Below are 24,359 nucleotides of genomic sequence, written 5' to 3'. Positions count from 1 at the left end.
ATGAAAGCTGCCCTGCAAGACGAACCCGGCGAAGACATCGCCCAAGCCCTCGAAGACGGCTGGCTGCCGATCCGCGAGGTGGCGCGCCAGACCGGCGTCAACGCCGTGACCCTGCGCGCCTGGGAACGCCGCTATGGCCTAATCGTGCCCCAGCGCACGCCCAAGGGCCATCGGTTGTTCAGCGCCGAACATGTACAACGCATCCACACCATCCTCACCTGGCTTAATCGCGGCGTGCCAGTGAGTCAGGTCAAAGGCCTGATCGACTCAGCACTCAGCGTTCCCGATGCCGTGGAAAACGAATGGCACACCCTGCGCCAGAGCCTTGTGCAGTCCATCAGCGAATTGGCCGAGCGCCGGGTGGATGACGCCTTCAACCAAGCCATGGCGCTATACCCGCCGCGCACACTGTGCGAGCAACTGCTGCTGCCATTGCTGCAGGAGTTGGAACAACGCTGGCAAGGCCAGTTCGGCGCACAGATGGAGCGGGTGTTTTTCCTGTCCTGGCTGCGTAGCAAGTTTGGTGCGCGCATCTATCACAACAATCGCCAGCTGCATGGCGCGCCGCTGCTGCTGGTGAATCAATCCGACCTGCCCTTGGAGCCGCACCTGTGGCTCAGCGCCTGGCTCGCCAGCAGCGCCGATTGCCCGGTGGAAGTGTTCGACTGGCCGCTGCCTGCCGGTGAGCTGGCCCTTGCGGTGGAACACCTGCAACCGCGCGCGGTGCTGCTGTATTCGAGCAAGGCGCTCCACCTGTCGGCTTTCGCAAAACTTTTGAGTGGCGTCAGTTGCCCAAAATTGATGGTCGGACCAACGGTATGCATCCACCAGGCCGAGTTGACCGTATTAACCCAGGACATCCCTGATTTGTTCGTCGCCGAAGAGCTGTTGTCGGCCCACCAGCTATTGATCCAGCGTGGACTCGTTTAAATGCATTTGATCTGGCTGCGCACCGACCTGCGCCTACACGACAACACTGCCCTGGCCGCCGCGAGCCAGCGGGGCCCGATTGCCGCCGTGTACCTGATCACGCCGCAACAATGGCTCGCCCACGACGATGCGCCGTGCAAAGTCGACTTTTGGCTACGTAACCTGCAAGACCTGAGCAAGACGCTGGGCGCACGGAACATCCCCCTGCTGATTCGCACTGCGGCCACCTGGGATCAGGCGCCCGACGTATTGAGCAAACTGTGCCGTGAACTGTCGGTTGAGTCGGTCCACGTCAACGAGGAATACGGCATCCACGAAAGTCGTCGGGATGCGGCTGTGTCCAAGGCCCTGGAGGCCGATGGCGTGACCTTCCACAGCTACCTCGATCAACTGTTCTTCCAGCCCGGTAGCGTGTTGACCAAGACGGGCACGTATTTCCAGGTGTTCAGCCAGTTCCGCAAGGTTTGCTACACGCGCCTGCACAGCGCTCTGCCGCGCACGGTCGCAGCACCAAAAGCCCAGGCACCGATCAAGCTCAAAAGCGATCCCGTGCCGAACACGGTCGATGGTTTCGAACCACCCAGCGAAGCACTGCGCGCCCTCTGGCCTGCCGGTGAAGACGAAGCCCGACGTCGCCTCGACGCCTTCGCCGACCAGCAAATCAGCTACTACAAGGACGAGCGCGACTTCCCCGCCAAGCCCGGCACCAGCCAGCTCTCCGCCTACCTCGCGGCGGGCGTGGTTTCGCCGCGCCAGTGCCTGCATGCCGCGCTGCAAACCAACGGCGGCGAGTTCGAAAGTGGCGACATGGGCGCCATCACCTGGATCAACGAGTTGCTCTGGCGCGAGTTCTACAAGCACATCCTGGTGGGTTACCCACGGGTCTCACGCCATCGCGCATTCCGCCCCGAAACCGAAGCCGTGGCTTGGCGCAATGCGCCCAAGGACCTCGCCGCCTGGCAGGAAGCGCGCACCGGCTTGCCGATCATCGACGCCGCCATGCGCCAACTGCTGGAAACCGGCTGGATGCACAACCGCCTGCGCATGGTGGTGGCGATGTTCCTGACCAAGAACCTGCTGATCGACTGGCGCGAAGGCGAGCGTTTCTTCATGCGCCACTTGATCGATGGCGACCTCGCTGCCAACAACGGCGGCTGGCAGTGGAGCTCGTCCACCGGCACTGATTCGGCACCGTACTTCCGGATATTCAGCCCGTTGAGTCAGTCGGAGAAATTCGACAGCGAAGGCATTTTCATCAAGCACTGGCTGCCGGAGTTGGCCGCGCTGAATAAAAAAGAAGTGCACAACCCCGAAGCCGTCGGCGGCTTGTTCGGCGTGGCCGACTACCCGCGTTCGATTGTCGACCTGAAAAAATCCCGCGAACGCGCCCTGGCCGCCTTCCGCAGCCTACCTTCGCGCCAAGCTGTCGGGGGCGAACATGAGTGATTTCCTGCGCCGATTCGCCCAGGCGTTCGCCACGCTCGACAAGCACAACCTGCATTTGCTCGACAACCTGTACAGCCCGGACATCGCCTTTGCCGACCCGCTGCACGAAGTCCACGGCCTGCCCGCCCTGCACCGCTACTTCGCAGAGCTGTACAGCAACGTCAGCCAACTGCGCTTCGACTTCCACGGCTTCGACCAGGTGGCCGAAGGCGAAGGTTACCTGCGCTGGAAAATGAGCTTCTGCCACCCGCGCCTGGCGGGCGGCAAGGTCATCCGCGTGGAAGGCTGCTCGCACCTGATGTGGCGTGACAAGGTGTACCGTCATCGAGATTACTTCGACGCCGGCGCCCTGCTGTACGAACACCTGCCCGTATTGGGCAGCGTCATCAGTTGGCTGAAAAGGAGAATGGGATGAGCAGCACAGTGCCCCGTCGTTATTGGCTGACCGGCGCCAGCAGTGGCATTGGTGCCGCGCTGGCCGTGGAGTTGCTCAACAGCGGCGCCCATGTAGCGCTGAGTTCCCGCACCAAAGGGCCTTTGGAAGCGCTCGCGCAGCGTTATCCCGGCCAAGTACTGGTAGTCGCGGGCGACCTGACCAACAGCCAGACCGTGCGCGAGATCGGCGAGCATATAGGTGTGGTCTGGGGTTCGCTGGACACCGTGATCCTCAACGCCGGCACCTGTGAGTACGTGGACGCACGGCAGTTTGATTCATCGATCATCGAGCACGTGGTGCGCACCAACCTGCTGGCCAGCAGTTATTGCATCGAAGCCGCGCTGCCACTGCTGCGCGCAGGGCACACGCCGCACCTGGTGGGAGTCGCCAGCGCCGTGACCTACCTGCCGATGCCCCGCGCCGAAGCCTACGGTGCGTCGAAGGCCGGCCTGCGCTACCTGTTCGAATCCTTGCGCATCAGCCTGTCGCCGGAAAATATCGACGTTACAGTGATCAGCCCGGGGTTTGTCGACACGCCGCTCACCGAACGCAATGACTTCCCGATGCCACTCAGTTGGCCGGCCGACAAGGCTGCGAAGCATATCTTCAACAAGCTGGAAAAGCGTCCTCTGGAGATTGCCTTTCCCGCGCTGTTCATTGCCGCCCTCTGGCCGCTGTCGAAACTGCCGAATCGTGCGCAGTTGGTCATCGGCAAGCGCATGCTGCGCAGCCCACCGCCGAAGAAGGACGACCTGTGAAGATCGCCATCATCGGCAGCGGCATCGCGGGGCTGACCAGTGCCTACCTGCTCAGCCGCCGGCATGAGATCACGCTGTTCGAAGCGGGCGACCGCATCGGCGGGCATACACACACGGTCAACGTGACCGTCGAGGGTAAAAGCTATGCGGTGGATACGGGCTTCATCGTATTCAACGACTGGACCTACCCCAACTTCATCCGCCTGTTGGGGCAGATCGGGGTGACGTTCAAACCCACCGAGATGAGCTTTTCGGTGTGCGACGAAAACACTCGGTTCGAATACAACGGCAATAACCTCAACAGCTTGTTTGCCCAGCGTCGCAATATTTTGTCGCCGGGGTTCTGGGGCATGCTGCGTGACATATTGCGCTTCAATCGCCACGCGCCGCTCGACCTGCAGGAACAGCGCATCAGCGCTGAGATGACCCTGGGCGACTACCTCGACGCCAACGGTTATGGCGAGCGGTTTATCCGCCATTACATCGTACCGATGGGCGCGGCGATCTGGTCGATGTCCCTGGCCGACATGCTGGGTTTCCCCTTGCAGTTCTTCGTGCGTTTCTTCAAGAACCACGGTTTGCTGTCAGTGAGCAACCGCCCGCAATGGTGCGTGATCGAGGGGGGCTCCAGCCGCTACATCGAACCGCTGACCCGCAGCTTTCGTGAACAGATCCGCCTCAATTGCCCTGTGCATAACGTCGAGCGCAGCGACGACGGCGTGGTTATCCACAGCCTGGCCGGCAGTGAGGCATTCGATCGCGTGGTCTTCGCCTGTCACAGCGACCAAGCCCTGGCGTTATTGGCCGACCCGAGCCAGGCCGAACAAGACATCCTCGGCGCCCTGCCCTATGCCGACAACGACGTGGTGCTGCACACCGATACCCGTCTGCTGCCCGACCGCAAACTGGCCTGGGCCAGTTGGAACTACCGGCTGAGCGGCAATGCGCAGAAGCAGGCGGCCGTGACTTATGACATGAACATCCTGCAAGGCATCGACAGCGCCACCACCTTTTGCGTCAGCCTCAACCAGACGCCGATGATCAACCCGCTGAAGGTGCTCGCCCGCTACACCTACGCCCACCCGCAATACAGTCTGGCGGCGGTGGCCGCCCAAGGGCGTCGGGAAGAAATTTCGGGCGTGCGCAATACCTTTTATTGCGGCGCCTATTGGGCCAACGGTTTTCACGAAGACGGCGTGGTCAGCGCGCTGCACGTGGCCCAAGCCTTTGGGGAAACCCTGTGAACAGCGCCCTGTACAGCGGCTGGATTGCCCATCGCCGGTTTGCGCCCAAGGCCCATGCCTTTCGCTACCGCATTGGCTTGCTGTACCTGGATTTGAGCGAAGAACACGAAGTGCTTGGCCTTTCGCCCCTGGCCGGGCGTAGCCGCCTGGCGCCCTTCGGTTTTCGCCAGCAGGACTACCTGCGTGAATTGACGCGCACCGGCATGAGTTTGAGCGATGCGGTGCGCCAGGAAGTCGGCAAGGCACTGGGGCGTACACCCCAGGGCGTTATCTGCCTACTGACCCAGGCTCGCAGTTGGGGCCTGGCTTTTAATCCCGTGAGTTTCTTCTACTGCTTCGAGGCCGACGGACGTCTGGCCGCGATCCTGTGTGAAGTGACCAACACCCCATGGCGCGAGCGTTATCACTACGTGCTGCCGGCCCAGGCCCTGGCTGCGGAGGAGCACCAACACTTCGCCGTGGCCAAGGCCTTCCATGTGTCGCCATTCTTGCCACGCGACCTGGAATACCGCATGAGCTTCAGCCCGCCCGACGCCAGACTCGGCGTGCATATGGCCGATTGGCAGGGCGAACTGAAAGTCTTCGATGCGACCTTGAGCCTGCAAAAAGAAACGCTCAACCGCGCCAGCCTGCACCGCTACCTATGGCGTTTTCCCTGGATGACCGCCAAGACCTGCCTCGCGATCTACTGGCAGGCCCTGCGCCTGTTGCTCAAACGCACACCGATTTTTTCCCACCGGGCCGCCGATGGCGCCTCTCGCACCGCAGTCGGGTACACCAAGGATCGCCGCCATGAAATCCCCTAGCTTATCGGTCAAGACCCATCGCCTGAACGTCAACGGCATGACCGCCGCGCTGCTGCGCAAGGCCGTGCTGCGTCAACTCAGCCAACTGCGCCATGGCCAGTTGGTGGTGATCGAGGACGGCGAGCGGCAAGTCTTCGGCGCACGCGAAGCGCACCTGCTGGGCGAAATCCAGATCCTTGATTCGGCCGTGTGGGGCCTGGTGGCAGCCAACGGTTCTATCGGCGCCGGTGAGGCATTTATCCACGGTTACTGGAGCAGCCCGGACCTGACGGCAGTGGTTCGCGTGATGGTCAGCAACCTCGACGTGCTCGACGCGATGGAAGGCGGCCTCGCTCGCCTGGCCCGTCCGTTCACCCAGGGCCTGCACTGGCTCAACCGCAATACACGCAAGGGATCGCAGAAAAATATCGCCGCCCACTACGACCTGGGCAATGACCTGTTCGAAGAATTCCTCGACCCGACCATGATGTACTCGGCGGCGCAATTCCTGACCGCCGACGACACTTTGGAGCAGGCGCAACTGAACAAGCTGGAGCGCATCTGCCAGAAGCTGGCGCTCAAGCCGAGCGACCACTTGCTGGAGATCGGCACGGGCTGGGGCAGCATGGCGCTGTATGCCGCGCAGCATTATGGCTGCAAGGTCACCACCACGACCTTGTCCAAGGAGCAGTTTGCCTACACCGAAAAACGCATCGCAGCCTTGGGCTTGCAGGACCAGGTCACGCTGCTGTTGCAGGATTACCGCGACCTTACTGGCCAGTATGACAAGCTGGTGTCCATCGAGATGATCGAGGCGGTGGGCCATCGCTTTCTGCCGACCTACTTCAAACAGTGCGCGCACCTGCTCAAGAGCGACGGCCTGATGCTGCTGCAAGCCATCACCATTCGTGACCAACGCTACGAGCAGGCCAAAACCAACGTCGACTTTATCCAACGCTACATCTTTCCGGGCGGTGCCCTGCCCTGTGTGCAAAAAATGCTGCAGATCGTCAGCCGCGACACCGATATGAACTTGCTGCACATGGAAGATTTTGGCCTGCACTACGCGCGAACCTTGCGCCTGTGGCATGAGAACTTTCGCCGCGCCCACGGCCGCCTTGCAGAATTGGGCTACGACGAATACTTCCTGCGGCTGTGGGAGTTTTACCTGTGCTACTGCGAAGGTGGCTTTATGGAGCGCACCATCGGCACCGCGCAATTGCTGCTGGCCAAACCGTCCGCGATCAACCCGCCGCTACTCGGACGCTTCAGTGCTTAAGACGCTGGCCAACGCCGTGCTGTTTCAGTGCGGTTGGTTTGCGTGTGTGCTCGGCGGTGACAGCGCGTGGCTACTGGTGGGGCTGGCCGTACTCGCCATTCATCTGCTGTGGATAAGTTCTTGGGCTGAAGACGGCAGGCTGATCCTCAGCGTAACGGTAGTGGGCACCCTGCTGGATACGGCGTTGCGCACGCTGGGCGTGTTTCATTTCACTGAACCGGGCCCGATGATTCCCTTCTGGCTGATCCTGTTATGGGCGTTGCTGGCGACCACGTTGCGCCATTGTTTGGCCTGGAGCGCTCGCCCCTGGTGGCGTGCGGCTGTACTCGGCGCAGTGGGCGGCCCGCTCTCTTACTATGCCGGTAGCCAATTGGCCGACGTACAGTTCGGTTTCGGCCTCACCCCCACGATGGCCTTACTGGCGCTGCTGTGGGCGGCGGTGTTTGTAGGCCTGCACCGGCTGGCGCGCTGACGCCTGTCAGTCGTTTCACACCTGCGTCACCCGCTTGCCTTACACTGCGCGCCTATGACCAACATCCCCCACACCCAAATCACCGAACCCGCCGTCACCTGCTCGACGTGCGCGGCCTGCTGCTGCCAGCTGGAAGTCATGCTGATCACCGACACCGGTGTGCCGGAACGCTATATCGATACCGATGACTGGGGCGGCGAAGTGATGTTGCGTCTGGACGACGGCTGGTGCGCGGCGCTGGATCGGGACACGATGATGTGCACGATCTACGAGCGACGGCCGCTGATCTGCCGGGAGTTCGAAATGGGGGCGCCGGAGTGCCTGACCGAGCGCGAAGGGATCGCAACGGCCTACCGCTGATCCCTTGGCTTTTGTAGTGAGCGGGCTTGCCCCGCGCGAGGCAAGCTCGCTCACCACAGTTCTTTTTGGGGGTTACAGCGGTAGGGTGTAGTGCACCGAGTAACTTTCTACCCCATCGTTGTTGCTGCTGATGCCCGCGTTGGAATAATGCGTGGCACGAATGCCCACTTCATGTCCGCCCGCAAAGCGCAGGCCGAAACCCAAACGGTCTTCGAACTGGAAAGCCTGGCCGATGTTGTTGTCTTCCACTTTGGTGCGCGAGAACACCGCTACGCCAATCCCCGCTTCGATGTACGGCTTGACCTTCTCCCCGGCAAACTCATACACAAACACCGGCGAGAACGACAGGCTGCTGACGCTGGCGCGCTTGTCACCGTCCCAATAGGTGTAGGCGCCGCTCCAGTAGCCGGTCAGTCGACCGGTATCGCTCTGCCACCAGCTTTTGTCCCAATCCGAAGTCAGCCCCAGCCGATAAGTCATGGTCGAATCGCTGGTGCTCCCCACACCCAACTCCAGGCCAGCGGCCTGTGCCGAAACAGAGTGCCCCACTACAGCGGCCGCAATCGCGGCCAAACAGAACAAGCGCTTCATAAGAAACATCCTTTCCAAACGAAGTTATAGGATTTTTTACAGGCAATCTCGCTATAGAAGCTGGCGTGTAGTCAGAAGTTCCAGCTTATAACGCCGGTATTTCACGAATTTTTCACGAAGCGAAGCTTCGCACAACGCCAGGATATTTCCATAGTGTCGGTAGGATATTTCTTAGGTGATACACATCGCCGCTGGTCCAGAACTGCGCGGGTTCAGGATTGCCGTCGGCCAGCAGGTCGCGCTCGCCCAGCAGACGCTTGAGCTGGCGGGCCACGGCGGCGCCGGTGTCGATGAGGATGATACTGGGATGCAGCATCTGCGCCAGGAGTGGCTTGAGGAAGGGATAGTGGGTGCAACCAAGAATGATAGTGTCGCAGCCGGCGCTGAGCAGCGGTTCGATGTAACCCTGCAACATCTGGCGCAGGGCTTGGCTGTTCAGGTCACCGCTTTCAATCAGCTCGACCAGGCCCGGGCACGGCTGGGTCACGACCTTCACATCGGTGGCGAAGCGGTCGAGCAAGGCGGCGAACTTGGCGCTTTGCAGCGTGCCGGTGGTGGCAAGCACGCCGACGACGCCACTGCGAGTAGCGGCGGCTGCGGGCTTGACGGCGGGCTCCATGCCTACCAACGGCCAATCGGGAAAATCCAGGCGCAAGTCGGCAACGGCGGCGACCGTGGCGGTATTACAGGCAATCACGAACGCCTTGGCGCCCTGCTCCCGGAAAAACGCCGCCACCCGCCGCGAACGCTCAAGGATAAATGCCGGGCTTTTCTCACCGTAGGGGATGTGCCCGCAATCGGCCACGTACAGCAGTGATTCGTGGGGCAGCAGTTGCTGGATTTCCTCCAGCACGGTCAACCCGCCTATACCGGAATCGAACACACCGATTGGCGCGCCCTTAACCATGTTGCTTCCCGCACACGCTGCAACCGGGGTCCCGCTTGACGCGTAACTCGCGAAAACGCGTGGTCAGGGCATCGATCAGCAACAAACGGCCCACCAGGGGCTCACCGAAACCGGCCAGCAGTTTCAAGGCTTCCAACGCTTGCAGGCTACCGACCAGCCCCACCAGCGGGCCGACCACGCCGGCTTCGCTGCAGGTGAGTTCGGTATCGCTGCCGTGCCCATATAAACAGTGGTAGCACGGGCTCTCGGCGCGGCGCGGGTCGAACACCGACAGTTGCCCTTCAAGGCGAATGGCGGCACCGCTGATCAAGGGTTTGCCGGCCGCGACGCAAGCCGCGTTGACCGCTTCGCGGGTGGAGAAGTTGTCACTGCAATCAAGCACCACGTCCACCGCTTCGACCGCTGCTGCCAGTGTGTCGGCATCCAGCGCGGAGCGATGGGCGATCAGTTTGATCTCGGGGTTGATGGCGGCCAGGCGGCGTAGGGCCGAATCGACTTTGGTCTGCCCGACGCTCTCAGTGTCATGGATGATCTGGCGTTGCAGGTTGGTCAGGTCGACGGTGTCGAAGTCCGCCAGATGCAGTTCGCCCACACCCGCTGCTGCCAGGTACAGCGCAACGGGCGCGCCCAGGCCACCAAGGCCGACGATCAAGGCACGGCCATTTTTCAGGCGCAATTGGCCGTCGATGTCGACATGCTGCAACAGAATCTGTCGGCTATAGCGCAACAGCTCCTGATCGGTCAGCACGGCAGGCGTCCCAGGGTGATGCGCTCGTGGCCGCCGAGGTCGATTCGGCTGTGCACGTCTTCGAAACCTTCACTCAGCAGCAGGTCGCGCACAGCCGGGGCCTGATCGTAACCATGCTCCAACAGTAGGCGGCCGCCCGCATTCAGATGAGCGGGGGCCTGTTTGATGATCAGGCGCAGGTCGTCCAAGCCATCATGGCCAGCCACTAGCGCGCTGGCCGGCTCAAAGCGCACATCGCCCGCTACCAGGTGTGGATCGTTGGCGGCGATGTACGGCGGGTTGCTGATGATCAGGTCATAGGCATGACCTTGCAGCGCACTGAACCAATGGCTGTTCAACACAGTGGCGTTATTGAGGTGCAACCGCTGACGGTTGCGCTCGGCCAGGGCCACGGCTTCCAACACACGGTCGACGGCGGTGACTTGCCAGGCCGGGCGTTCGCTGGCCAAGGCCAAGGCGATGGCGCCACTGCCAGTGCCCAGGTCAAGGACCTTGGCGGGCGTGGCCGGTAACAATTCCAGGGCAGCTTCCACCAGCAATTCAGTGTCCGGACGCGGGATCAGCGTGTGGGGCGCAACCTCCAGGTCCAGCTTCCAGAAACCTTGCTGGCCGAGGATATACGCCACTGGCTCACCGCCGCGACGGCGTTGCAGGTAACCGGCAAACGCCAGCGCGTGTTCGCTGCTGACGATTTTCTCGGGCCAGGTGTGCAGGTAGCTGCGGGACTTACCCAGGGCCGCCGCCAGCAACAATTCGGCATCCAGGCGCGCAGTGGGCGAATCCGGCAGATCAGCGGCGCGCAGCAGGCTGGCGATGATGGTCATTTATTCACCTATCGCCGCTAATTGGTCGGCCTGGTATTCGGCAAGCAACGGCTCGATCACGGCGTCCACGCCACCGGCGAGAATCTCGTCCAGGGAGTACAGCGTGAGGTTGACCCGGTGGTCGGTGACCCGGCCCTGGGCAAAGTTGTAGGTACGGATGCGCTCGGAGCGGTCGCCCGAGCCCACCAACAGCTTGCGTTCGCTGGCAATCGCGTTGGCGGCGGCGCTGGTCTGCTGGTCGTTGAGCTTGGCCGACAGCCAGGACATGGCCCGCGCACGGTTCTTGTGCTGGGAGCGTTCTTCCTGGCATTCCACCACGATGCCCGATGGCAAGTGAGTGATGCGGATGGCGGAGTCGGTCTTGTTGACGTGCTGACCGCCAGCGCCCGACGAGCGGTAGGTGTCGACGCGCAAGTCGGCCGGGTTGATCTCGATGGCTTCCTGCTCATCCGGCTCGGGCAGCACGGCTACGGTGCACGCCGAAGTGTGGATACGGCCCTGGGACTCGGTCGCCGGCACGCGCTGTACGCGGTGCGCACCCGACTCGAACTTGAGCTTGCCGTAGACGTTGTCGCCTTCAACCCGCGCGATGACTTCTTTATAGCCGCCGTGCTCGCCTTCGTTCTCGGAGAGGATTTCTACGCGCCAACCGCGACGCTCGGCATACCGCGAATACATGCGGAACAGGTCGCCGGAGAAAATCGCCGCCTCGTCACCGCCGGTGCCGGCACGGATTTCAAGGAATACGTTGCGTCCGTCATTCGGGTCTTTGGGCAGCAGCATGCGTTGCAGGTCGCCTTCCAGCGCAGCCAGCTTGTCCTTGGCTTCGCGGACTTCTTCCACGGCCATTTCGCGCATGTCCGGGTCGCTATCCTTGAGCAGTGCTTGGGCGCCTTCGAGGTCGGACTGGGTTTTAAGCCACTGCCCATAGGTGGTCACAATTGGCTCAACTTCCGCGTACTCCTTGGAATACGTACGGAATTTGGCCTGGTCAGAGATGACTTCGCCATCACCAAGCAAGGCGGTCAGTTCTTCGAAACGGTCCTGGAGCACGTCCAGTTTATTGAGCAGTGACGCTTTCATTGCGGTTTTTTATCCGAAGAGCTATCTGACGCGCCCTCACCGAGGGCAAAGAGTTCCTGGGCCATGGCCAGCGCATCGAGGCGGCCTTCGGCGGTAAGCTTTTTTAATTGTACGCTGGGCGCGTGGAGCAATTTGTTGGTGAGCCCGCGCGCCAGTTGCATCAGCACTTCTTCGGCGCTGCTGCCGTTGGCCAGCAAACGCTGGGCCTTGATCAGCTCCTCGTCGCGCAGGCGTTCGCCCTGCTGACGATACGCCTTGAGCACATCCACCGCCGCCAATTCGCGCAGGCGCACCATGAAGTCTTCGGCGCCAGTGCTGACCATCTCTTCGGCCGCCTGGGCAGCGCCCTGGCGGCTCTTGAGGTTTTCGGCGACCACTTCGTGCAGATCGTCGACGCTATAGAGGTAAACGTCGTCCAACTCGCCGACTTCGGGCTCGATATCCCGCGGAACGGCTATATCCACCATGAAGATGGGCTTGTGCTTGCGCAGCTTCAAGGCGCTCTCGACCGCGCCCTTGCCCAGGATCGGCAACTGGCTGGCGGTGGAGCTGATGACGATATCGCTGCGCACCAGCTCGGCCGGGATATCCGCCAGCAACACGGCATGCGCACCGAACTGCTCGGCGAGGATGCTCGCCCGTTCCAGGGTGCGGTTGGCGACCACAATGCGCTTCACGCCCAGGTCATGCAGGTGGCGGGCGACCAGGGTGATGGTCTCGCCGGCGCCGATCAGCAGGGCCTGGCTGCGCTGCAAGTCACTGAAAATCTGTTTGGCCAGGCTGACGGCAGCAAATGCCACGGATACCGGGTTTTCACCGATGGCGGTGTCAGTGCGTACCTGCTTGGCGGAATTGAAGGTGGCCTGGAACAAACGGCCCAACAACGGGCCAACAGTGCCGGCCTCGCGCGCCACGGCATAGGCGGACTTCATCTGGCCAAGAATCTGCGGTTCGCCCAACACCAGCGAATCGAGACCGGACGCCACACGCATCATGTGACGAACTGCCGCATCCTCTTCGTGCACGTAAGCGCTCGCGCGCAGGTCGTCGAGGTCCAAATGGTGGTAATCGGCGAGCCAGCGCAGTACGACATCCGCTGAAAGATGTTCCTGCTCTATATAAAGCTCGCTGCGATTGCAGGTCGAAAGGATCGCAGCTTCGCGACTGTCGGTGAGCCGGCAGAGCTGCTGCAGGGCCTCAACCAACTGCTCTGGCGTAAACGCCACGCGCTCGCGCACGTCTACGGAGGCAGTCTTGTGGTTAATACCGAGTGCGAGGAAGGCCATTCAATATCGCTGATGATGTCGGGAAGCCGACAATTGTCCTACTTCGAAAGATTCAGAACAACCACCGTAAGCTATTGTCCTAATGCCTTGTGTCTATAAAGGCACCCATTGAGACTCGGTTATGTTTGGCCGAAGGCTTGTGTCATGATGATCCGACCGCAGGTTAGTCGTCCTTTTCCTATATGAATAGATCTTCCGCGTTGCTCCTTGCTTTTGTCTTCCTCAGCGGCTGCCAGGCCATGGCACCCGTGTCGCCGGACGGTACGCCGTCGGTGGAAGACAGCACCCCCGCCCCTGAAAAGCCCAAGGTTTATTCCTCGTTCACTGAAGAAACGGTGTACAGCCTGCTGACCGCAGAACTCGCCGGCCAGCGCAATCGTTTCGACATTGCCCTGGATAACTACGTGACCCAGGCCATCAACACTCAGGATCCGGGGATTTCCGAGCGCGCGTTCCGCATCGCCGAGTACCTGGGCGCCGACCAGGCTGCGCTGGACACGTCGCTGATCTGGGCCAAAAACGCACCGGACGACCTGGAAGCCCAACGCGCGGCGGCCGTTCAACTGGCACGCGCCGGGCGCTATGACGACTCCATGGTCTATATGGAGAAGGTCCTGCAGGGCAAGGGCGACACGCATTTCGACTTTCTTGCGCTGTCAGCGGCCGACACGGACCAGGACACGCGCAACGGTTTGATGAAGAGCTTCGACCGCCTGCTGCAAAAACATCCGAAGAACAGCCAACTGATTTTCGGCAAGGCCTTGCTGCTGCAACAGGATGACGAAGCCGACGCCGCGCTGAAACTGCTGGAGCAGAATCCGCCGGAAGAAGGCGAAATCGCCCCGATCCTGTTGCGTGCGCGCCTGCTGCAGAACCTCAATCGCGGCAAGGAAGCGATTCCACTGCTGGAAAAAAGCATCAAGAAGTATCCGGAAGACAAACGCCTGCGCCTGACCTACGCGCGCATGCTGGTAGAGCAGGACCGCATGGAGGACGCCAAAGTGCAGTTCGCCAGCTTGGTCCAGCAATACCCGGACGATGACGAATTGCGCTATTCCCTGGCACTGGTGTGCCTGGAAGCCAAGGCCTGGGACGAGGCCAAGGGTTACCTGGAAGAGCTGATCCAGCGCGAAAGCCATGTGGATTCGGCGCACTTGAACCTTGGCCGTATCGCGGAAGAGCGCAACGACCCACAGGCCGCCCTGCTCGAATACGCCCAGGTTGGCCCCGGCAATGATTACCTGCCTGCCCAATTGCGCCAGGCCGATATCCTGATGAGCAACGGTCGCACCGACGAGGCGGAAAAACGCCTGGCTGCGGCCCGCGATGCCGAGCCGGACTATGCGATCCAGCTGTACCTGATTCAGGCCGAGACCTTGTCGGCCAACAACCAGGGCGAGCGCGCCTGGAAACTGCTGCAACAAGCCTTGCTGCAATTCCCCGACGATTTGAACCTGCTGTATACCCGCGCCATGCAGGCGGAAAAACGCAATGACCTGGCCCAGATGGAAAAAGACCTGCGCCTGATCATCAAGCGCGACCCGGACAACGCCATGGCCCTCAACGCCTTGGGTTACACCTTGTCCGACCGCACCACGCGTTACGCCGAAGCCAAGGTGTTGATCGAACAAGCCCACAAGCTCAACCCGGAAGACCCGGCCGTACTCGACAGCCTGGGCTGGGTGAATTACCGCCTGGGCAACCTCGACGAAGCGGAACGCTTGCTGCGCCAGGCGCTGGAACGCTTCCCCGACCAGGAAGTCGCTGCTCACCTGGGCGAAGTGCTCTGGGCCAATGGCAAACAGCGCGAAGCACGCCAGATCTGGGAAAAATTCCTCAAGGAACAACCCGAAAGCCCCATCCTGCGCGGCACCATCCTGCGCCTGACCGGATCCGAGACCCTTTAAGCTTATGTTCTTGCGCCACATTGTCGTTTTCAGCTTCATCGCCCTGCTCGCCGGTTGCGCGGGTTTCGGCGCCCGTGAATCCGTTGAAGGCCAGGGCAACCCGGCGCAATGGAAGCAGCACAAAGATCAGCTCAGCAGCATCGACGGCTGGCAGATCGAAGGCAAAGTCGGGGTTCGCGCGCCAAAGGATTCGGGCAGCGGCACTTTGTTCTGGCTGCAACGCCAGGATTACTACGATATTCGCCTGTCCGGCCCACTAGGACGTGGCGCGGCACGCCTGACCGGTCGACCGGGGCAAGTCAGCCTCGAGGTGGCCAATCAGGGGCGCTATGAAGCGACTTCGCCGGAAACGCTGCTGGAAGAACAAATTGGCTGGAAGCTGCCGGTGTCTCACCTGGTCTGGTGGGTACGCGGCCTGCCCGCGCCTGACAGCAAGAGCCGCCTGGGCCTCAATGGCGACAGCCGCCTGGCCACGCTGGAGCAGGATGGCTGGCAGGTGGAATATTTGAGCTACGTAGAGCAAAGCGGTTATTCGCTGCCCGAGCGCATCAAACTGCATGGCCCCGACCTTGACGTCACGCTGGTGATCAAGGACTGGCAACCGCGCAAACTGGGGCAATAACGTGACTGTAGAACGCCTGACGCTGCCCTCCCCCGCGAAACTCAATTTGATGCTGCATATTCTCGGTCGCCGTGAAGACGGCTATCACGAGTTGCAGACGCTGTTTCAATTTCTCGACTACGGCGATGAGCTGACCTTCTCCGTGCGCGACGACGGCGTGATCAAGCTGCATACCGAATTCGAAGGCGTGCCTCACGACAGCAACCTGATCGTGAAGGCGGCGAAAAAACTTCAGGAACAATCCGGATGCGGGCTAGGTATCGATATCTGGATCGATAAAATTTTGCCCATGGGCGGTGGAATCGGCGGCGGCAGCTCGAATGCCGCAACCACATTGCTGGGCCTGAATCACTTGTGGCAACTGGGTTGGGACGAAGATCGCCTGGCCGCGCTGGGCCTGACACTGGGCGCCGACGTCCCGGTTTTCGTGCGTGGGCACGCGGCTTTCGCCGAGGGCGTGGGGGAGAAACTCAGCCCGGAATACCCCGAAGAGCCTTGGTATGTCGTGCTTGTGCCGCAAGTATCTGTAAGTACAGCAGAAATTTTTTCAGATCCGTTGTTGACACGTAACTCTTCTCCCATTAAAGTGCGCCCCGTTCCCAAGGGAAACAGTCGAAATGACTGCTTACCGGTTGTAGCAAGGCGTTATCCAGAGGTACGTAACGCTTTGAATTTGTTAGGTAAATATACCGAAGCAAAATTAACCGGAACTGGAAGTTGTGTGTTTGGGGGCTTCCCAAGCAAAGCTGAAGCTGATAAAGTCTCGGCCCTTCTTACAGAGACCCTTACAGGGTTTGTAGCAAAGGGAAGCAACGTTTCGATGTTGCATCGCAAGCTGCAAAGTCTGCTCTAAAGGAACCGAGTGTTAGGCACTCGTTGCAACAGATACAGGGGCGTCGCCAAGCGGTAAGGCAGCAGGTTTTGATCCTGCCATGCGTTGGTTCGAATCCAGCCGCCCCTGCCATTTTCTATACTCATCCAGGTTACCCTCAGCCTCTAGGTACTGCGCGTGTCCAAGATGATGGTCTTTACGGGGAATGCTAACCCCGATCTGGCTCGGCGTGTCGTACGTCAGCTGCATATCCCTCTCGGTGACATCTCTGTCGGTAAGTTTTCCGACGGTGAAATTACAGCCGAGATCAATGAAAACGTCCGCGGTAAAGACGTCTTCATTATTCAGCCGACTTGCGCTCCGACCAACGATAACCTGATGGAACTCGTCGTGATGGCTGATGCCTTCCGCCGCTCCTCAGCGACTCGAATCACAGCTGTAATCCCTTACTTTGGTTATGCCCGTCAGGATCGCCGTCCGCGTTCCGCACGTGTGGCTATCAGCGCGAAAGTCGTCGCTGACATGCTGACCGTGGTAGGTATCGACCGTGTTCTCACGGTTGACCTGCACGCTGACCAAATCCAGGGGTTCTTCGATATTCCGGTAGATAACATCTACGGCTCCCCGGTATTGGTGGATGACATCGAAGACCAGCGCTTTGAAAACCTGATGATCGTGTCCCCGGACATTGGTGGCGTCGTGCGTGCACGGGCTGTTGCCAAATCCCTGGGCGTGGACCTCGGGATCATCGACAAACGCCGTGAGAAAGCCAATCACTCTGAAGTGATGCATATCATCGGTGATGTCGAAGGGCGTACCTGTATTCTGGTTGATGACATGGTCGACACCGCCGGCACCCTGTGCCACGCGGCGAAAGCCTTGAAAGAGCACGGTGCGGCTAAAGTCTTCGCCTACTGCACACACCCTGTGCTGTCGGGCCGAGCGATCGAGAACATCGAGAACTCCGTGCTGGACGAACTGGTGGTGACTAACACCATCCCGTTGTCCGCCGCTGCTCAAGCCTGTGCGCGTATCCGTCAACTGGATATCGCACCGGTCGTTGCCGAGGCGGTCCGCCGCATCAGCAATGAAGAATCGATCAGCGCGATGTTCCGCTAAGGGTCACACCTTCGGCACATCCCACTGACGAAAAGCGCCCCGCCCCGACATTCTGTTGGGGCGGGGCTTTTTTGCCCATGTCGAGTACGGCGCTGGTCGCAAACGCCCCTCGATGATGGCTATTTTGGAGATACAAAATGACTGACTTTACTCTGAACGCTCAAGCGCGTACTGACCTGGGGAAAGGTGCGAGCCGCCGCCTGCGTCACGCCGCCAACATCCCAGCCGTTGTATACGGTGGTAACAAGCCTGCTGAATCCGTGACCATCCTGGCCAAGGAAATCGCCAAGCTGTTCGAAAACGAAGCTGCCTACAGCCACGTTATCGAGCTGAACGTCGACGGCGCCAAGCAGAACGTCATCGTTAAAGCGATGCAGCGTCACCCGTCCAAGCAGTTCATCATGCACGCTGACTTCGTTCGCGTTGTAGCTGGCCAGAAACTGACCGCCATCGTGCCTGTGCACTTTGTTGGTGAAGACGCTCCGGTCAAGAAAGGCGGCGAGATCTCGCACGTCCTGAACGAAATCGAAGTGACCTGCCTGCCGAAAGACCTGCCTGAGTTCATCGAAGTCGACCTGTCGGCTCTGGAAATCGGCGCTATCGTTCACCTGTCCGACCTCAAAGCCCCTAAAGGTGTTGAGTTTGTTGCACTGGCTCACGGTGATGACAAAGCGGTTGCCAACGTTCACGCTCCACGCGTTGCTCCAGAAGCTGAAGAAGGCGCTGCAGAGTAATTCACTCTGTATTGCCGGAGCTTGAGGAAACATCGCGGACCGGAACGTAGCGAGAAAGCGGGCGATAACGCGGCGTTTACTCTTGAGTAAATAGCTTCTGTCGTCCACTTTCGCCGCACACAGGTTGCGGCGATGTTATCCACAACTCCAAAGGAAGGGCCCCTGTCGTGACTGCCATTAAACTGATCGTTGGCCTGGGAAATCCAGGCGCCGAATACGAACAGACCCGGCATAACGCGGGGGCCCTTTTTGTTGAGCGCATCGCCCACGCGCAAGGTGTGAACCTGGTGGCTGATCGCAAATATTTTGGCCTGACCGGGCGCTTTTCGCACCAGGGTCAGGATGTTCGTCTGCTGATTCCCACCACCTACATGAACCGCAGCGGCCAGGCTGTCGCGGCGCTTGCGGGGTTCTTCCGGATCAAACCCGAGGAAATCCTGGTGGCCCATGACGAACTGGACCTGCCACCCGGTGTTGCCAAGCTCAAGCTGGGCGGCGGGCATGGCGGGCACAATGGCCTGCGCGACATCATCGCGCAGCTGGGTAATCAGAATAATTTCTACCGTCTGCGGCTCGGCATTGGCCACCCAGGCGTTGCCAGTATGGTTTCAAATTTCGTCCTGGGCCGTGCGCCACGCGCCGAACAGGAAAAACTCGATGCCAGCATCGACTTTGCCCTCGGCGTGCTGCCGGATATCTTCGCCGGTGAATGGAACCGCGCGATGAAAAACCTGCACAGCCAGAAGGCCTGACTCTTACCGAGGGGAAACACCATGGGATTCAATTGCGGCATCGTCGGCCTGCCCAACGTCGGCAAATCCACCCTGTTCAACGCTCTGACCAAGTCCGGTATTGCAGCGGAGAACTTCCCCTTCTGCACCATCGAGCCCAACAGCGGTATCGTGCCGATGCCGGATCCACGCCTGGACGCCCTGGCGGCCATCGTCAATCCAAAACGCATCTTGCCGACCACCATGGAATTCGTCGACATCGCTGGCCTGGTTGCCGGCGCCTCGAAAGGTGAAGGCCTGGGCAACAAGTTCCTGGCCAACATCCGTGAAACCGATGCCATCGCCCACGTGGTCCGCTGCTTTGAAGACGAGAACGTGATTCACGTCTCCAACAGTGTCGACCCGAAACGCGACATCGAGATCATCGACTTGGAACTGATCTTCGCCGACCTCGACAGCTGCGAGAAGCAACTGCAGAAAGTCGCGCGCAACGCCAAGGGTGGCGATAAGGACGCCGTGGTCCAGAAAAGCCTGCTGGAGCAGTTGATCGCTCACTTCACCGAAGGCAAGCCTGCGCGCAGCTTGATGAAGAACATGAGCACCGACGAAAAAGCGGTGATCAAGGGCTTCCACTTGCTCACTACCAAGCCTGTCATGTACATCGCCAACGTTGCCGAAGACGGTTTTGAGAACAACCCGCTGCTCGACGTGGTCAAGGCCATCGCCGACGAAGAAGGCGCGATCGTGGTACCGGTGTGCAACAAGATCGAAGCAGAAATTGCCGAGCTGGATGACGGCGAAGAAAAAGACATGTTCCTCGAGGCCCTGGGCCTGGAAGAGCCTGGCCTGAACCGCGTGATCCGCGCGGGTTACGAAATGCTCAACCTGCAGACCTACTTCACCGCAGGTGTCGAAGAAGTCCGCGCCTGGACCGTCAAGGTCGGTGCTACCGCACCACAGGCCGCTGGCGTGATCCACACCGACTTCGAAAAAGGCTTTATCCGCGCCGAAGTGATTGCCTACAACGACTTCATCCAGTTCAAGGGTGAAGCCGGTGCCAAGGAGGCGGGTAAGTGGCGCTTGGAAGGCAAGGAATACATTGTTAAAGATGGCGATGTGATGCACTTCCGTTTTAACGTGTAAGCGTTAACTGCGGTTTATATCGCAAATAAAAAAGCCGATGCATTGCATCGGCTTTTTTGTGGGCGTTGTTTATCTGCACTTAACAATACGCACGCCAAGCATTAGAGTTTTTCAGATTCCCCCTACTGACATTCCCGAGTCTTGTGACGAGAAATTAAACCCAAGTCAAAACCAAACTTATCCTACACAACATTGGCGACCAACACGATCAACAACAAGTGACAACACTTATAGAATTCTATCTACTGAACCGAGCCTGCACACCAATTGCGAAGCAATAACGATTATGGAGTAATCATGCAATGTCGGCCTCTGACACCCTGGACAATAAAGCGAATGTTTCACTGCTTGAAGGCCCCGACATTGAAGAAATACTGAACAGCACTGCCTCGCTCAATATTGATATTTTGCTGCTGGGAGAAACCGGAACCGGCAAGGACACCTTGGCACAGCGAATCCATCGTTTATCCGGACGACGGGGGAGCTTCATCGCAGTGAACTGTGCCGCCATTCCAGAAACCCTTGCAGAAAGCCAACTGTTCGGCGTCAATAGCGGAGCCTACACGGGCGCTGTACAGTCCAGGGCAGGCTTTATCGAAGCCGCACATCTAGGCACTTTGTACCTGGATGAAATCGACAGCATGCCGCTTTCCTTGCAAGCCAAGCTACTCCGCACGCTGGAGTCGCGCGGTGTCGAGCGACTCGGCTCGACCCGGTTTATCCCGGTAGACATGCGCGTTATCGCATCGGCTCAACAGTCGCTCTACGAAATGGTTGAACGAGGGACTTTCCGGCGGGACCTGTATTTTCGTTTAAGTGTCGTCGATATTCAGCTCCCGTCTTTGCGAGAATGCAAAGATCGTATCATTCCGCTTTTTTTAAGCATGATCCGCCAAGAAGCGGAATCTTTTAAGTGCCCTTCTCCGCAGCCTCCAAATTCCTTGTTACAGCAGCTGTTATGCCATCCCTGGCCTGGTAATGTTCGCGAACTGAGTTCCACCGCTAAACGCTTTGTTTTGGGCCTTCCTCCACTCTCAGTGAGGGATAGGAATCCTGAGGAATCTGAAGCAGGCCTCAAGGAACGCTTACAACGTATTGAGAAGTCACTGATTGAGGAATCACTGCATCGGCACAACGGCAATGTGGATCTTGCGGCGGCTGATTTGAGAGTTGCCAAACGTACATTCTATTACCGGATGAAACAATTGGGGATTGATTAAACCAATATTTAAACCCCAACACTGCTGTAACCAGTGGGAGGCCTCCAGTTTTTTTTGCAATAGCTTGGAACTACTTAAATAGCGAATACCACACAGTTAACGTCAGACATCACACTGTAAAACCTTGCAAAAAATGATGACTGAGTATTGCACTATATTTCAAACTAGCGAAGTGGAGAAGGTCCATGTCTCAAGTTAACGGTTACGGTTCCTACAACCCCTATAACTCCGGCTACGGCGCCGGCGACACCGCTGGAAACCCCGGCCTTGATGCAGAAAGTCAGCGGTCGAAGGAAATACAGACTCAGGGCCTGAAATTGAGCAACGACGCAACGCAAGATAGCAACGTCAAAGGCGCTGCTGAAAAAAGGCGTTAATGCAAGACCTCCTCGGCTTACCCGCCGAGGAGGTACATCTTGTATTAAAAAGGATGCCGACACTTAAAGCCTGCGTAAAAGTACCATTGCTCACCTACCGGGATTACCGATGCTTGTAGAAGACAATAGCTCAATCGCGCTTAGCAGCCATAAAAGCACCCTTCGTTCATCTGATGGCCCACCCTCAAGTACAGATGTCGACTTTTTCACCTCAGAACTCGAACGTCCCGTTTCGACAAAACCTATGGCAGCACAATTTGAAACAATGAGTTTGCTGGCGAACGCGGCAACGGCGATCGATACAACAAAAAACAAAATAACGAGAGACCTCAGCAAACTCAGCAAAAACATCGACAGAGAGGCGTTACGTAAGTATCCAAATGATCTTTCCAACGCTTTACTCATGTCGCACTTGATCGTAAAAACCCTTGGTAAAACAACCCAGTGCATCGACAAAATATGCAACCTGCAGTAGCGCGCAGGCGCTTCCTGCAGTCAACGCTATTGGCGCTCAGTTTTCTATTTCTGTTGAGTGGTTGCGGTGACCGTGTCGAACTGCATCGACAACTCTCTGAGCAAGAGGCCAATGAAGTCATTGCAGAACTGGCAGACAAACATATTCGAGCTCAAAAGATCCCGACCAAGGATGGTGTAACGGTAAGTGTTGATGCAAACGACATAGGCCGAGCCGTTCGCACGCTGGAGGCTGTGGGCCTGCCCAAGCTCGCTCGCGCCACACTCGGCGATACGTTTCGCAAAGAGGGCGTTATCTCTACGCCACTGGAAGAGCGCGCACGCTACATCTACGCCTTATCCCAGGAGCTCGAAGCCACCCTGTCGAACATCGACGGTGTCATCGTTGCCCGAGTGCACGTCGTGCTTCCCGAGCGCATTGCGCCAGGAGAACCAGTGCAGCCTGCATCCGCCTCGGTTTTCATCAAACACGATCCTCGTCTTGATCCCGACAATATCAGAGCCCGTGTTCGCAGAATGGTCGCAAGCAGTATTCCGGGGATGACAACCGCCGTGGACAACCCACAAAAACTTAGCGTCATATTTGTACCCGCCGCGGCTTATCAGGAACAAAAGCGATTGGTCTACTTCGGACCTTTCTTAATTCCGGCAGATGACCGTAGCTTTTGGTGGACCTGTTTCTTGGGTGTGCTGGGTGGTTTGATTGTGACGGTGGCCGGTTCACTCTTCCTGTTAAACCGGCGACAGCGGATGGCGCAGTCGATACCTGATGTAACGACAGGTCCTGCACATGATCATTAGCCACTCCTTATCCATGAGTGACCATCTTGCTTGGGCTCAATGGTGGGCATTTCCCTGGAAGACCTCTCACGAAAGCTGGAGATCTTTTTACCCTGAAATTGCTTTGATGCAATGCTGTGAGGTCCTGATGAAGAACGGGCTTGCAGGTGCTGCTCCCTCCTTGCCTCCTGCGCCTCAGTTCGCGGTGCTTCGACTGGCGCTCGCCTCAACGGACCAACTCAACCTCGCGCTCAAATTGATTCACCTTACTGTCACGCCTGAATCTGCACCCTCTTTGAACGAAGGCGATGACCTATGGTGCATGAGCCTTTCCAAAGCCCTCTCACCTGACATGCTTCTGCCCGAAGATGACCCTTTGCAATTACTGTGCAATTGGATCGCACCCGCTGTCTGGCAGCGGCTTCGATTACGTTTTCCCGTTGAGCGAGTTCTCACGGTGGAAGAAAGAGCTCCCGTATTCGAAAACGCATGCAGCCGATTGATCACGCTCTGGCAAGCCGTGATCTGGCGTGCCACATCACGAAACGGCCACGACACAGTTCCTGACATGCACACGCCAGGAGATCGATAATGCTTCAACTGCAAAAAATTGAGTTGCACCAGAACGCTGCCAGTTTTCCAAACCCCTTGGTTCCCCGAGAAGTGCTCGCAGACGTCGAAAACGCCAATCAGATCCTATTGCATGCGCAAGCGAAGGCTGAGGATCTGATAAGAAGAGCAGGTGAGAAATGTGAGGCGATGCAGAAAAAAGCCTCGCTGGAACTCTGGCAGCGCGCCGATAAGCAGCTCAAGTGCTGGGAACATGAGCGTGAGGCAATTCTGGCAAGTCTTGAACACCATGCGACCTTAGTTATCAACCAAGCCATCCAGCGCATCCTTGACGAGACTGTCGAGCCTCAGCGTCTGCAAGCTCTCATCCAGCAGCTGCTGGCAAATCAGATACCGCAGGTCAACGCAACGCTGCTCTGCTGCCCAACCGAATTCGAGTATATAAAAAAGTACCTTGTTTCTCACGGGGCGACACTCTGGAAGCTGCAACCAGACGCCACTGCCCTCCCTCAAACCCTGACACTGAGGACAGACGAGGGGGATTTTCTGATCAGCTGGCAATCGATGCTCGAGATGTTTCTCAAACAGAGTCGATAAACCATAAGCGCTTGCTCAATGGTTCACCTCGTATCAAATAGTTTCTTGTGCACGGAACTGACTGGCGGTGACAAACCACAACACAAAAAACATTGAGGAATCAC

28 protein-coding genes and 1 tRNA gene are annotated in these 24,359 nt (G+C 58.7%); 23 read left to right on the top strand and 6 right to left on the bottom strand.

From position 1 onward, the window contains the following. Genes OZ428_RS04485 through OZ428_RS04445 form a run of 9 tightly spaced genes read left to right on the top strand, consistent with a single transcriptional unit; the run spans position 1 to position 7,710 of the window. On the top strand, positions 1 to 930 hold the full coding sequence (locus tag OZ428_RS04485; protein ID WP_133074804.1) for a MerR family transcriptional regulator: 930 nt from the start codon (positions 1 to 3) through the stop codon (positions 928 to 930). After that, positions 931 to 2,376 (top strand): deoxyribodipyrimidine photo-lyase, encoded by a 1,446-nt coding sequence (phrB, locus tag OZ428_RS04480; RefSeq protein WP_269132810.1) that lies wholly within the window; start codon positions 931 to 933, stop codon positions 2,374 to 2,376. Next, the gene (locus OZ428_RS04475; protein ID WP_033896974.1) at positions 2,369 to 2,791 is read left to right on the top strand and encodes a nuclear transport factor 2 family protein; all 423 of its coding nucleotides are present in this window, start codon (positions 2,369 to 2,371) and stop codon (positions 2,789 to 2,791) included. Before phrB ends, OZ428_RS04475 begins: the two co-directional genes overlap by 8 nt. Beyond that, entirely contained in the window at positions 2,788 to 3,570 is a 783-nt protein-coding gene (locus tag OZ428_RS04470; protein ID WP_133074806.1) for an SDR family NAD(P)-dependent oxidoreductase, read from the top strand. Before OZ428_RS04475 ends, OZ428_RS04470 begins: the two co-directional genes overlap by 4 nt. After that, positions 3,567 to 4,814 (top strand): NAD(P)/FAD-dependent oxidoreductase, encoded by a 1,248-nt coding sequence (locus OZ428_RS04465; protein ID WP_269132809.1) that lies wholly within the window; start codon positions 3,567 to 3,569, stop codon positions 4,812 to 4,814. The genes OZ428_RS04470 and OZ428_RS04465 overlap by 4 nt, the downstream gene beginning before the upstream one ends. Further along, entirely contained in the window at positions 4,811 to 5,620 is an 810-nt protein-coding gene (locus OZ428_RS04460; protein ID WP_177111368.1) for a DUF1365 domain-containing protein, read from the top strand. The genes OZ428_RS04465 and OZ428_RS04460 overlap by 4 nt, the downstream gene beginning before the upstream one ends. Then, the gene (locus tag OZ428_RS04455; protein ID WP_038845762.1) at positions 5,607 to 6,878 is read left to right on the top strand and encodes an SAM-dependent methyltransferase; all 1,272 of its coding nucleotides are present in this window, start codon (positions 5,607 to 5,609) and stop codon (positions 6,876 to 6,878) included. The genes OZ428_RS04460 and OZ428_RS04455 overlap by 14 nt, the downstream gene beginning before the upstream one ends. Then, positions 6,871 to 7,350, top strand: a complete 480-nt coding sequence (locus OZ428_RS04450) for a DUF2878 domain-containing protein (RefSeq protein ID WP_269132808.1) — start codon at positions 6,871 to 6,873, stop codon at positions 7,348 to 7,350. The genes OZ428_RS04455 and OZ428_RS04450 overlap by 8 nt, the downstream gene beginning before the upstream one ends. A 54-nt stretch (positions 7,351 to 7,404) precedes the next feature. Beyond that, entirely contained in the window at positions 7,405 to 7,710 is a 306-nt protein-coding gene (locus tag OZ428_RS04445; protein ID WP_016977069.1) for a YkgJ family cysteine cluster protein, read from the top strand. Positions 7,711 to 7,782: 72 nt separating this feature from the next. Here OZ428_RS04445 and OZ428_RS04440 read toward each other — a convergent pair whose 3' ends face one another. From OZ428_RS04440 to hemA, 6 genes are all read right to left on the bottom strand, one after another. Continuing rightward, on the bottom strand, positions 7,783 to 8,301 hold the full coding sequence (locus OZ428_RS04440) for an acyloxyacyl hydrolase (protein ID WP_133074811.1): 519 nt from the start codon (positions 8,299 to 8,301) through the stop codon (positions 7,783 to 7,785). Positions 8,302 to 8,413: 112 nt separating this feature from the next. Next, entirely contained in the window at positions 8,414 to 9,208 is a 795-nt protein-coding gene (gene murI, locus OZ428_RS04435) for a glutamate racemase (protein WP_269132807.1), read from the bottom strand. Next, on the bottom strand, positions 9,201 to 9,956 hold the full coding sequence (locus tag OZ428_RS04430) for a molybdopterin-synthase adenylyltransferase MoeB (RefSeq protein WP_269132806.1): 756 nt from the start codon (positions 9,954 to 9,956) through the stop codon (positions 9,201 to 9,203). The genes murI and OZ428_RS04430 overlap by 8 nt, the downstream gene beginning before the upstream one ends. Continuing rightward, positions 9,950 to 10,780, bottom strand: a complete 831-nt coding sequence (gene prmC / locus OZ428_RS04425) for a peptide chain release factor N(5)-glutamine methyltransferase (RefSeq protein WP_269132805.1) — start codon at positions 10,778 to 10,780, stop codon at positions 9,950 to 9,952. The genes OZ428_RS04430 and prmC overlap by 7 nt, the downstream gene beginning before the upstream one ends. Next, on the bottom strand, positions 10,781 to 11,863 hold the full coding sequence (gene prfA, locus OZ428_RS04420) for a peptide chain release factor 1 (protein WP_269132804.1): 1,083 nt from the start codon (positions 11,861 to 11,863) through the stop codon (positions 10,781 to 10,783). Next, positions 11,860 to 13,149 carry a glutamyl-tRNA reductase gene (hemA, locus tag OZ428_RS04415; RefSeq protein ID WP_033896957.1) on the bottom strand — a complete coding sequence of 430 codons (1,290 nt, stop codon included), beginning with the start codon at positions 13,147 to 13,149 and terminating at the stop codon, positions 11,860 to 11,862. The genes prfA and hemA overlap by 4 nt, the downstream gene beginning before the upstream one ends. A 182-nt stretch (positions 13,150 to 13,331) precedes the next feature. Between hemA and OZ428_RS04410 the strand changes: the two genes are divergently transcribed. The 14 genes from OZ428_RS04410 to sctL all read left to right on the top strand — a co-directional run bounded on the left by OZ428_RS04410 (position 13,332) and on the right by sctL (position 24,255). Then, complete coding sequence (locus tag OZ428_RS04410) at positions 13,332 to 15,056, top strand: tetratricopeptide repeat protein (protein ID WP_269132803.1); 1,725 nt, start codon at positions 13,332 to 13,334, stop codon at positions 15,054 to 15,056. 4 nt (positions 15,057 to 15,060) lie between these two features. Continuing rightward, on the top strand, positions 15,061 to 15,678 hold the full coding sequence (lolB, locus tag OZ428_RS04405; protein WP_269132802.1) for a lipoprotein insertase outer membrane protein LolB: 618 nt from the start codon (positions 15,061 to 15,063) through the stop codon (positions 15,676 to 15,678). A 49-nt stretch (positions 15,679 to 15,727) separates the two neighbouring features. Then, the gene (gene ispE, locus OZ428_RS04400; RefSeq protein ID WP_269134155.1) at positions 15,728 to 16,531 is read left to right on the top strand and encodes a 4-(cytidine 5'-diphospho)-2-C-methyl-D-erythritol kinase; all 804 of its coding nucleotides are present in this window, start codon (positions 15,728 to 15,730) and stop codon (positions 16,529 to 16,531) included. Between the two features lie 36 nt (positions 16,532 to 16,567). Further along, a tRNA-Gln gene (locus tag OZ428_RS04395) sits at positions 16,568 to 16,642 on the top strand. Between the two features lie 45 nt (positions 16,643 to 16,687). Beyond that, a complete protein-coding gene (locus tag OZ428_RS04390) occupies positions 16,688 to 17,629 on the top strand; it encodes a ribose-phosphate pyrophosphokinase (RefSeq protein ID WP_003171603.1) in 942 nt (313 codons plus the stop codon). A 137-nt stretch (positions 17,630 to 17,766) separates the two neighbouring features. Continuing rightward, on the top strand, positions 17,767 to 18,363 hold the full coding sequence (locus tag OZ428_RS04385; RefSeq protein WP_033896953.1) for a 50S ribosomal protein L25/general stress protein Ctc: 597 nt from the start codon (positions 17,767 to 17,769) through the stop codon (positions 18,361 to 18,363). Between the two features lie 167 nt (positions 18,364 to 18,530). Continuing rightward, a complete protein-coding gene (gene pth / locus OZ428_RS04380; protein WP_010213318.1) occupies positions 18,531 to 19,115 on the top strand; it encodes an aminoacyl-tRNA hydrolase in 585 nt (194 codons plus the stop codon). Between the two features lie 21 nt (positions 19,116 to 19,136). After that, positions 19,137 to 20,237 carry a redox-regulated ATPase YchF gene (ychF, locus tag OZ428_RS04375; protein ID WP_133074819.1) on the top strand — a complete coding sequence of 367 codons (1,101 nt, stop codon included), beginning with the start codon at positions 19,137 to 19,139 and terminating at the stop codon, positions 20,235 to 20,237. Positions 20,238 to 20,539: 302 nt separating this feature from the next. Next, positions 20,540 to 21,457: a sigma 54-interacting transcriptional regulator gene (locus tag OZ428_RS04370; protein ID WP_133074820.1), complete on the top strand. Its 918-nt coding sequence runs from the start codon at positions 20,540 to 20,542 to the stop codon at positions 21,455 to 21,457. A 185-nt stretch (positions 21,458 to 21,642) separates the two neighbouring features. Beyond that, positions 21,643 to 21,834 (top strand): hypothetical protein, encoded by a 192-nt coding sequence (locus tag OZ428_RS04365; RefSeq protein WP_133074821.1) that lies wholly within the window; start codon positions 21,643 to 21,645, stop codon positions 21,832 to 21,834. Between the two features lie 109 nt (positions 21,835 to 21,943). Further along, entirely contained in the window at positions 21,944 to 22,309 is a 366-nt protein-coding gene (locus OZ428_RS04360; protein ID WP_133074822.1) for an EscI/YscI/HrpB family type III secretion system inner rod protein, read from the top strand. After that, positions 22,294 to 23,109: a type III secretion system inner membrane ring lipoprotein SctJ gene (gene sctJ, locus OZ428_RS04355; RefSeq protein ID WP_269132801.1), complete on the top strand. Its 816-nt coding sequence runs from the start codon at positions 22,294 to 22,296 to the stop codon at positions 23,107 to 23,109. The genes OZ428_RS04360 and sctJ overlap by 16 nt, the downstream gene beginning before the upstream one ends. Further along, a complete protein-coding gene (locus tag OZ428_RS04350) occupies positions 23,099 to 23,680 on the top strand; it encodes a type III secretion protein (protein ID WP_269132800.1) in 582 nt (193 codons plus the stop codon). Before sctJ ends, OZ428_RS04350 begins: the two co-directional genes overlap by 11 nt. Next, entirely contained in the window at positions 23,680 to 24,255 is a 576-nt protein-coding gene (sctL, locus tag OZ428_RS04345; protein ID WP_269132799.1) for a type III secretion system stator protein SctL, read from the top strand. Before OZ428_RS04350 ends, sctL begins: the two co-directional genes overlap by 1 nt. Positions 24,256 to 24,359: the final 104 nt, after the last annotated feature.

It is taken from the genome of Pseudomonas sp. GXZC (assembly GCF_026967615.1).
GTDB lineage: Bacteria > Pseudomonadota > Gammaproteobacteria > Pseudomonadales > Pseudomonadaceae > Aquipseudomonas > Aquipseudomonas azotoformans_A.
The sequence above is the reverse complement of the archived record's forward strand: the minus strand, read 5'-3'. Positions and strand labels throughout refer to the sequence as shown.

Bases quoted from the DNA above. Each gene is read 5' to 3' on its own strand.
- OZ428_RS04445 (WP_016977069.1), top strand. From the start codon at position 7,405: ATGACCAACATCCCCCACACCCAAATCACCGAACCCGCCGTCACCTGC.
- hemA (WP_033896957.1), bottom strand. From the start codon at position 13,149: ATGGCCTTCCTCGCACTCGGTATTAACCACAAGACTGCCTCCGTAGAC.
- ispE (WP_269134155.1), top strand. From the start codon at position 15,728: ATGCTGCATATTCTCGGTCGCCGTGAAGACGGCTATCACGAGTTGCAG.
- sctJ (WP_269132801.1), top strand. From the start codon at position 22,294: ATGCAACCTGCAGTAGCGCGCAGGCGCTTCCTGCAGTCAACGCTATTG.
- OZ428_RS04360 (WP_133074822.1), top strand. From the start codon at position 21,944: ATGCTTGTAGAAGACAATAGCTCAATCGCGCTTAGCAGCCATAAAAGC.
- OZ428_RS04410 (WP_269132803.1), top strand. From the start codon at position 13,332: ATGAATAGATCTTCCGCGTTGCTCCTTGCTTTTGTCTTCCTCAGCGGC.
- OZ428_RS04455 (WP_038845762.1), top strand. From the start codon at position 5,607: ATGAAATCCCCTAGCTTATCGGTCAAGACCCATCGCCTGAACGTCAAC.
- OZ428_RS04350 (WP_269132800.1), top strand. From the start codon at position 23,099: ATGATCATTAGCCACTCCTTATCCATGAGTGACCATCTTGCTTGGGCT.
- OZ428_RS04485 (WP_133074804.1), top strand. From the start codon at position 1: ATGAAAGCTGCCCTGCAAGACGAACCCGGCGAAGACATCGCCCAAGCC.
- OZ428_RS04385 (WP_033896953.1), top strand. From the start codon at position 17,767: ATGACTGACTTTACTCTGAACGCTCAAGCGCGTACTGACCTGGGGAAA.
- sctL (WP_269132799.1), top strand. From the start codon at position 23,680: ATGCTTCAACTGCAAAAAATTGAGTTGCACCAGAACGCTGCCAGTTTT.
- OZ428_RS04470 (WP_133074806.1), top strand. From the start codon at position 2,788: ATGAGCAGCACAGTGCCCCGTCGTTATTGGCTGACCGGCGCCAGCAGT.
- murI (WP_269132807.1), bottom strand. From the start codon at position 9,208: ATGGTTAAGGGCGCGCCAATCGGTGTGTTCGATTCCGGTATAGGCGGG.
- OZ428_RS04370 (WP_133074820.1), top strand. From the start codon at position 20,540: ATGTCGGCCTCTGACACCCTGGACAATAAAGCGAATGTTTCACTGCTT.
- OZ428_RS04475 (WP_033896974.1), top strand. From the start codon at position 2,369: ATGAGTGATTTCCTGCGCCGATTCGCCCAGGCGTTCGCCACGCTCGAC.
- ychF (WP_133074819.1), top strand. From the start codon at position 19,137: ATGGGATTCAATTGCGGCATCGTCGGCCTGCCCAACGTCGGCAAATCC.
- prfA (WP_269132804.1), bottom strand. From the start codon at position 11,863: ATGAAAGCGTCACTGCTCAATAAACTGGACGTGCTCCAGGACCGTTTC.
- lolB (WP_269132802.1), top strand. From the start codon at position 15,061: ATGTTCTTGCGCCACATTGTCGTTTTCAGCTTCATCGCCCTGCTCGCC.
- prmC (WP_269132805.1), bottom strand. From the start codon at position 10,780: ATGACCATCATCGCCAGCCTGCTGCGCGCCGCTGATCTGCCGGATTCG.
- OZ428_RS04365 (WP_133074821.1), top strand. From the start codon at position 21,643: ATGTCTCAAGTTAACGGTTACGGTTCCTACAACCCCTATAACTCCGGC.
- OZ428_RS04440 (WP_133074811.1), bottom strand. From the start codon at position 8,301: ATGAAGCGCTTGTTCTGTTTGGCCGCGATTGCGGCCGCTGTAGTGGGG.
- phrB (WP_269132810.1), top strand. From the start codon at position 931: ATGCATTTGATCTGGCTGCGCACCGACCTGCGCCTACACGACAACACT.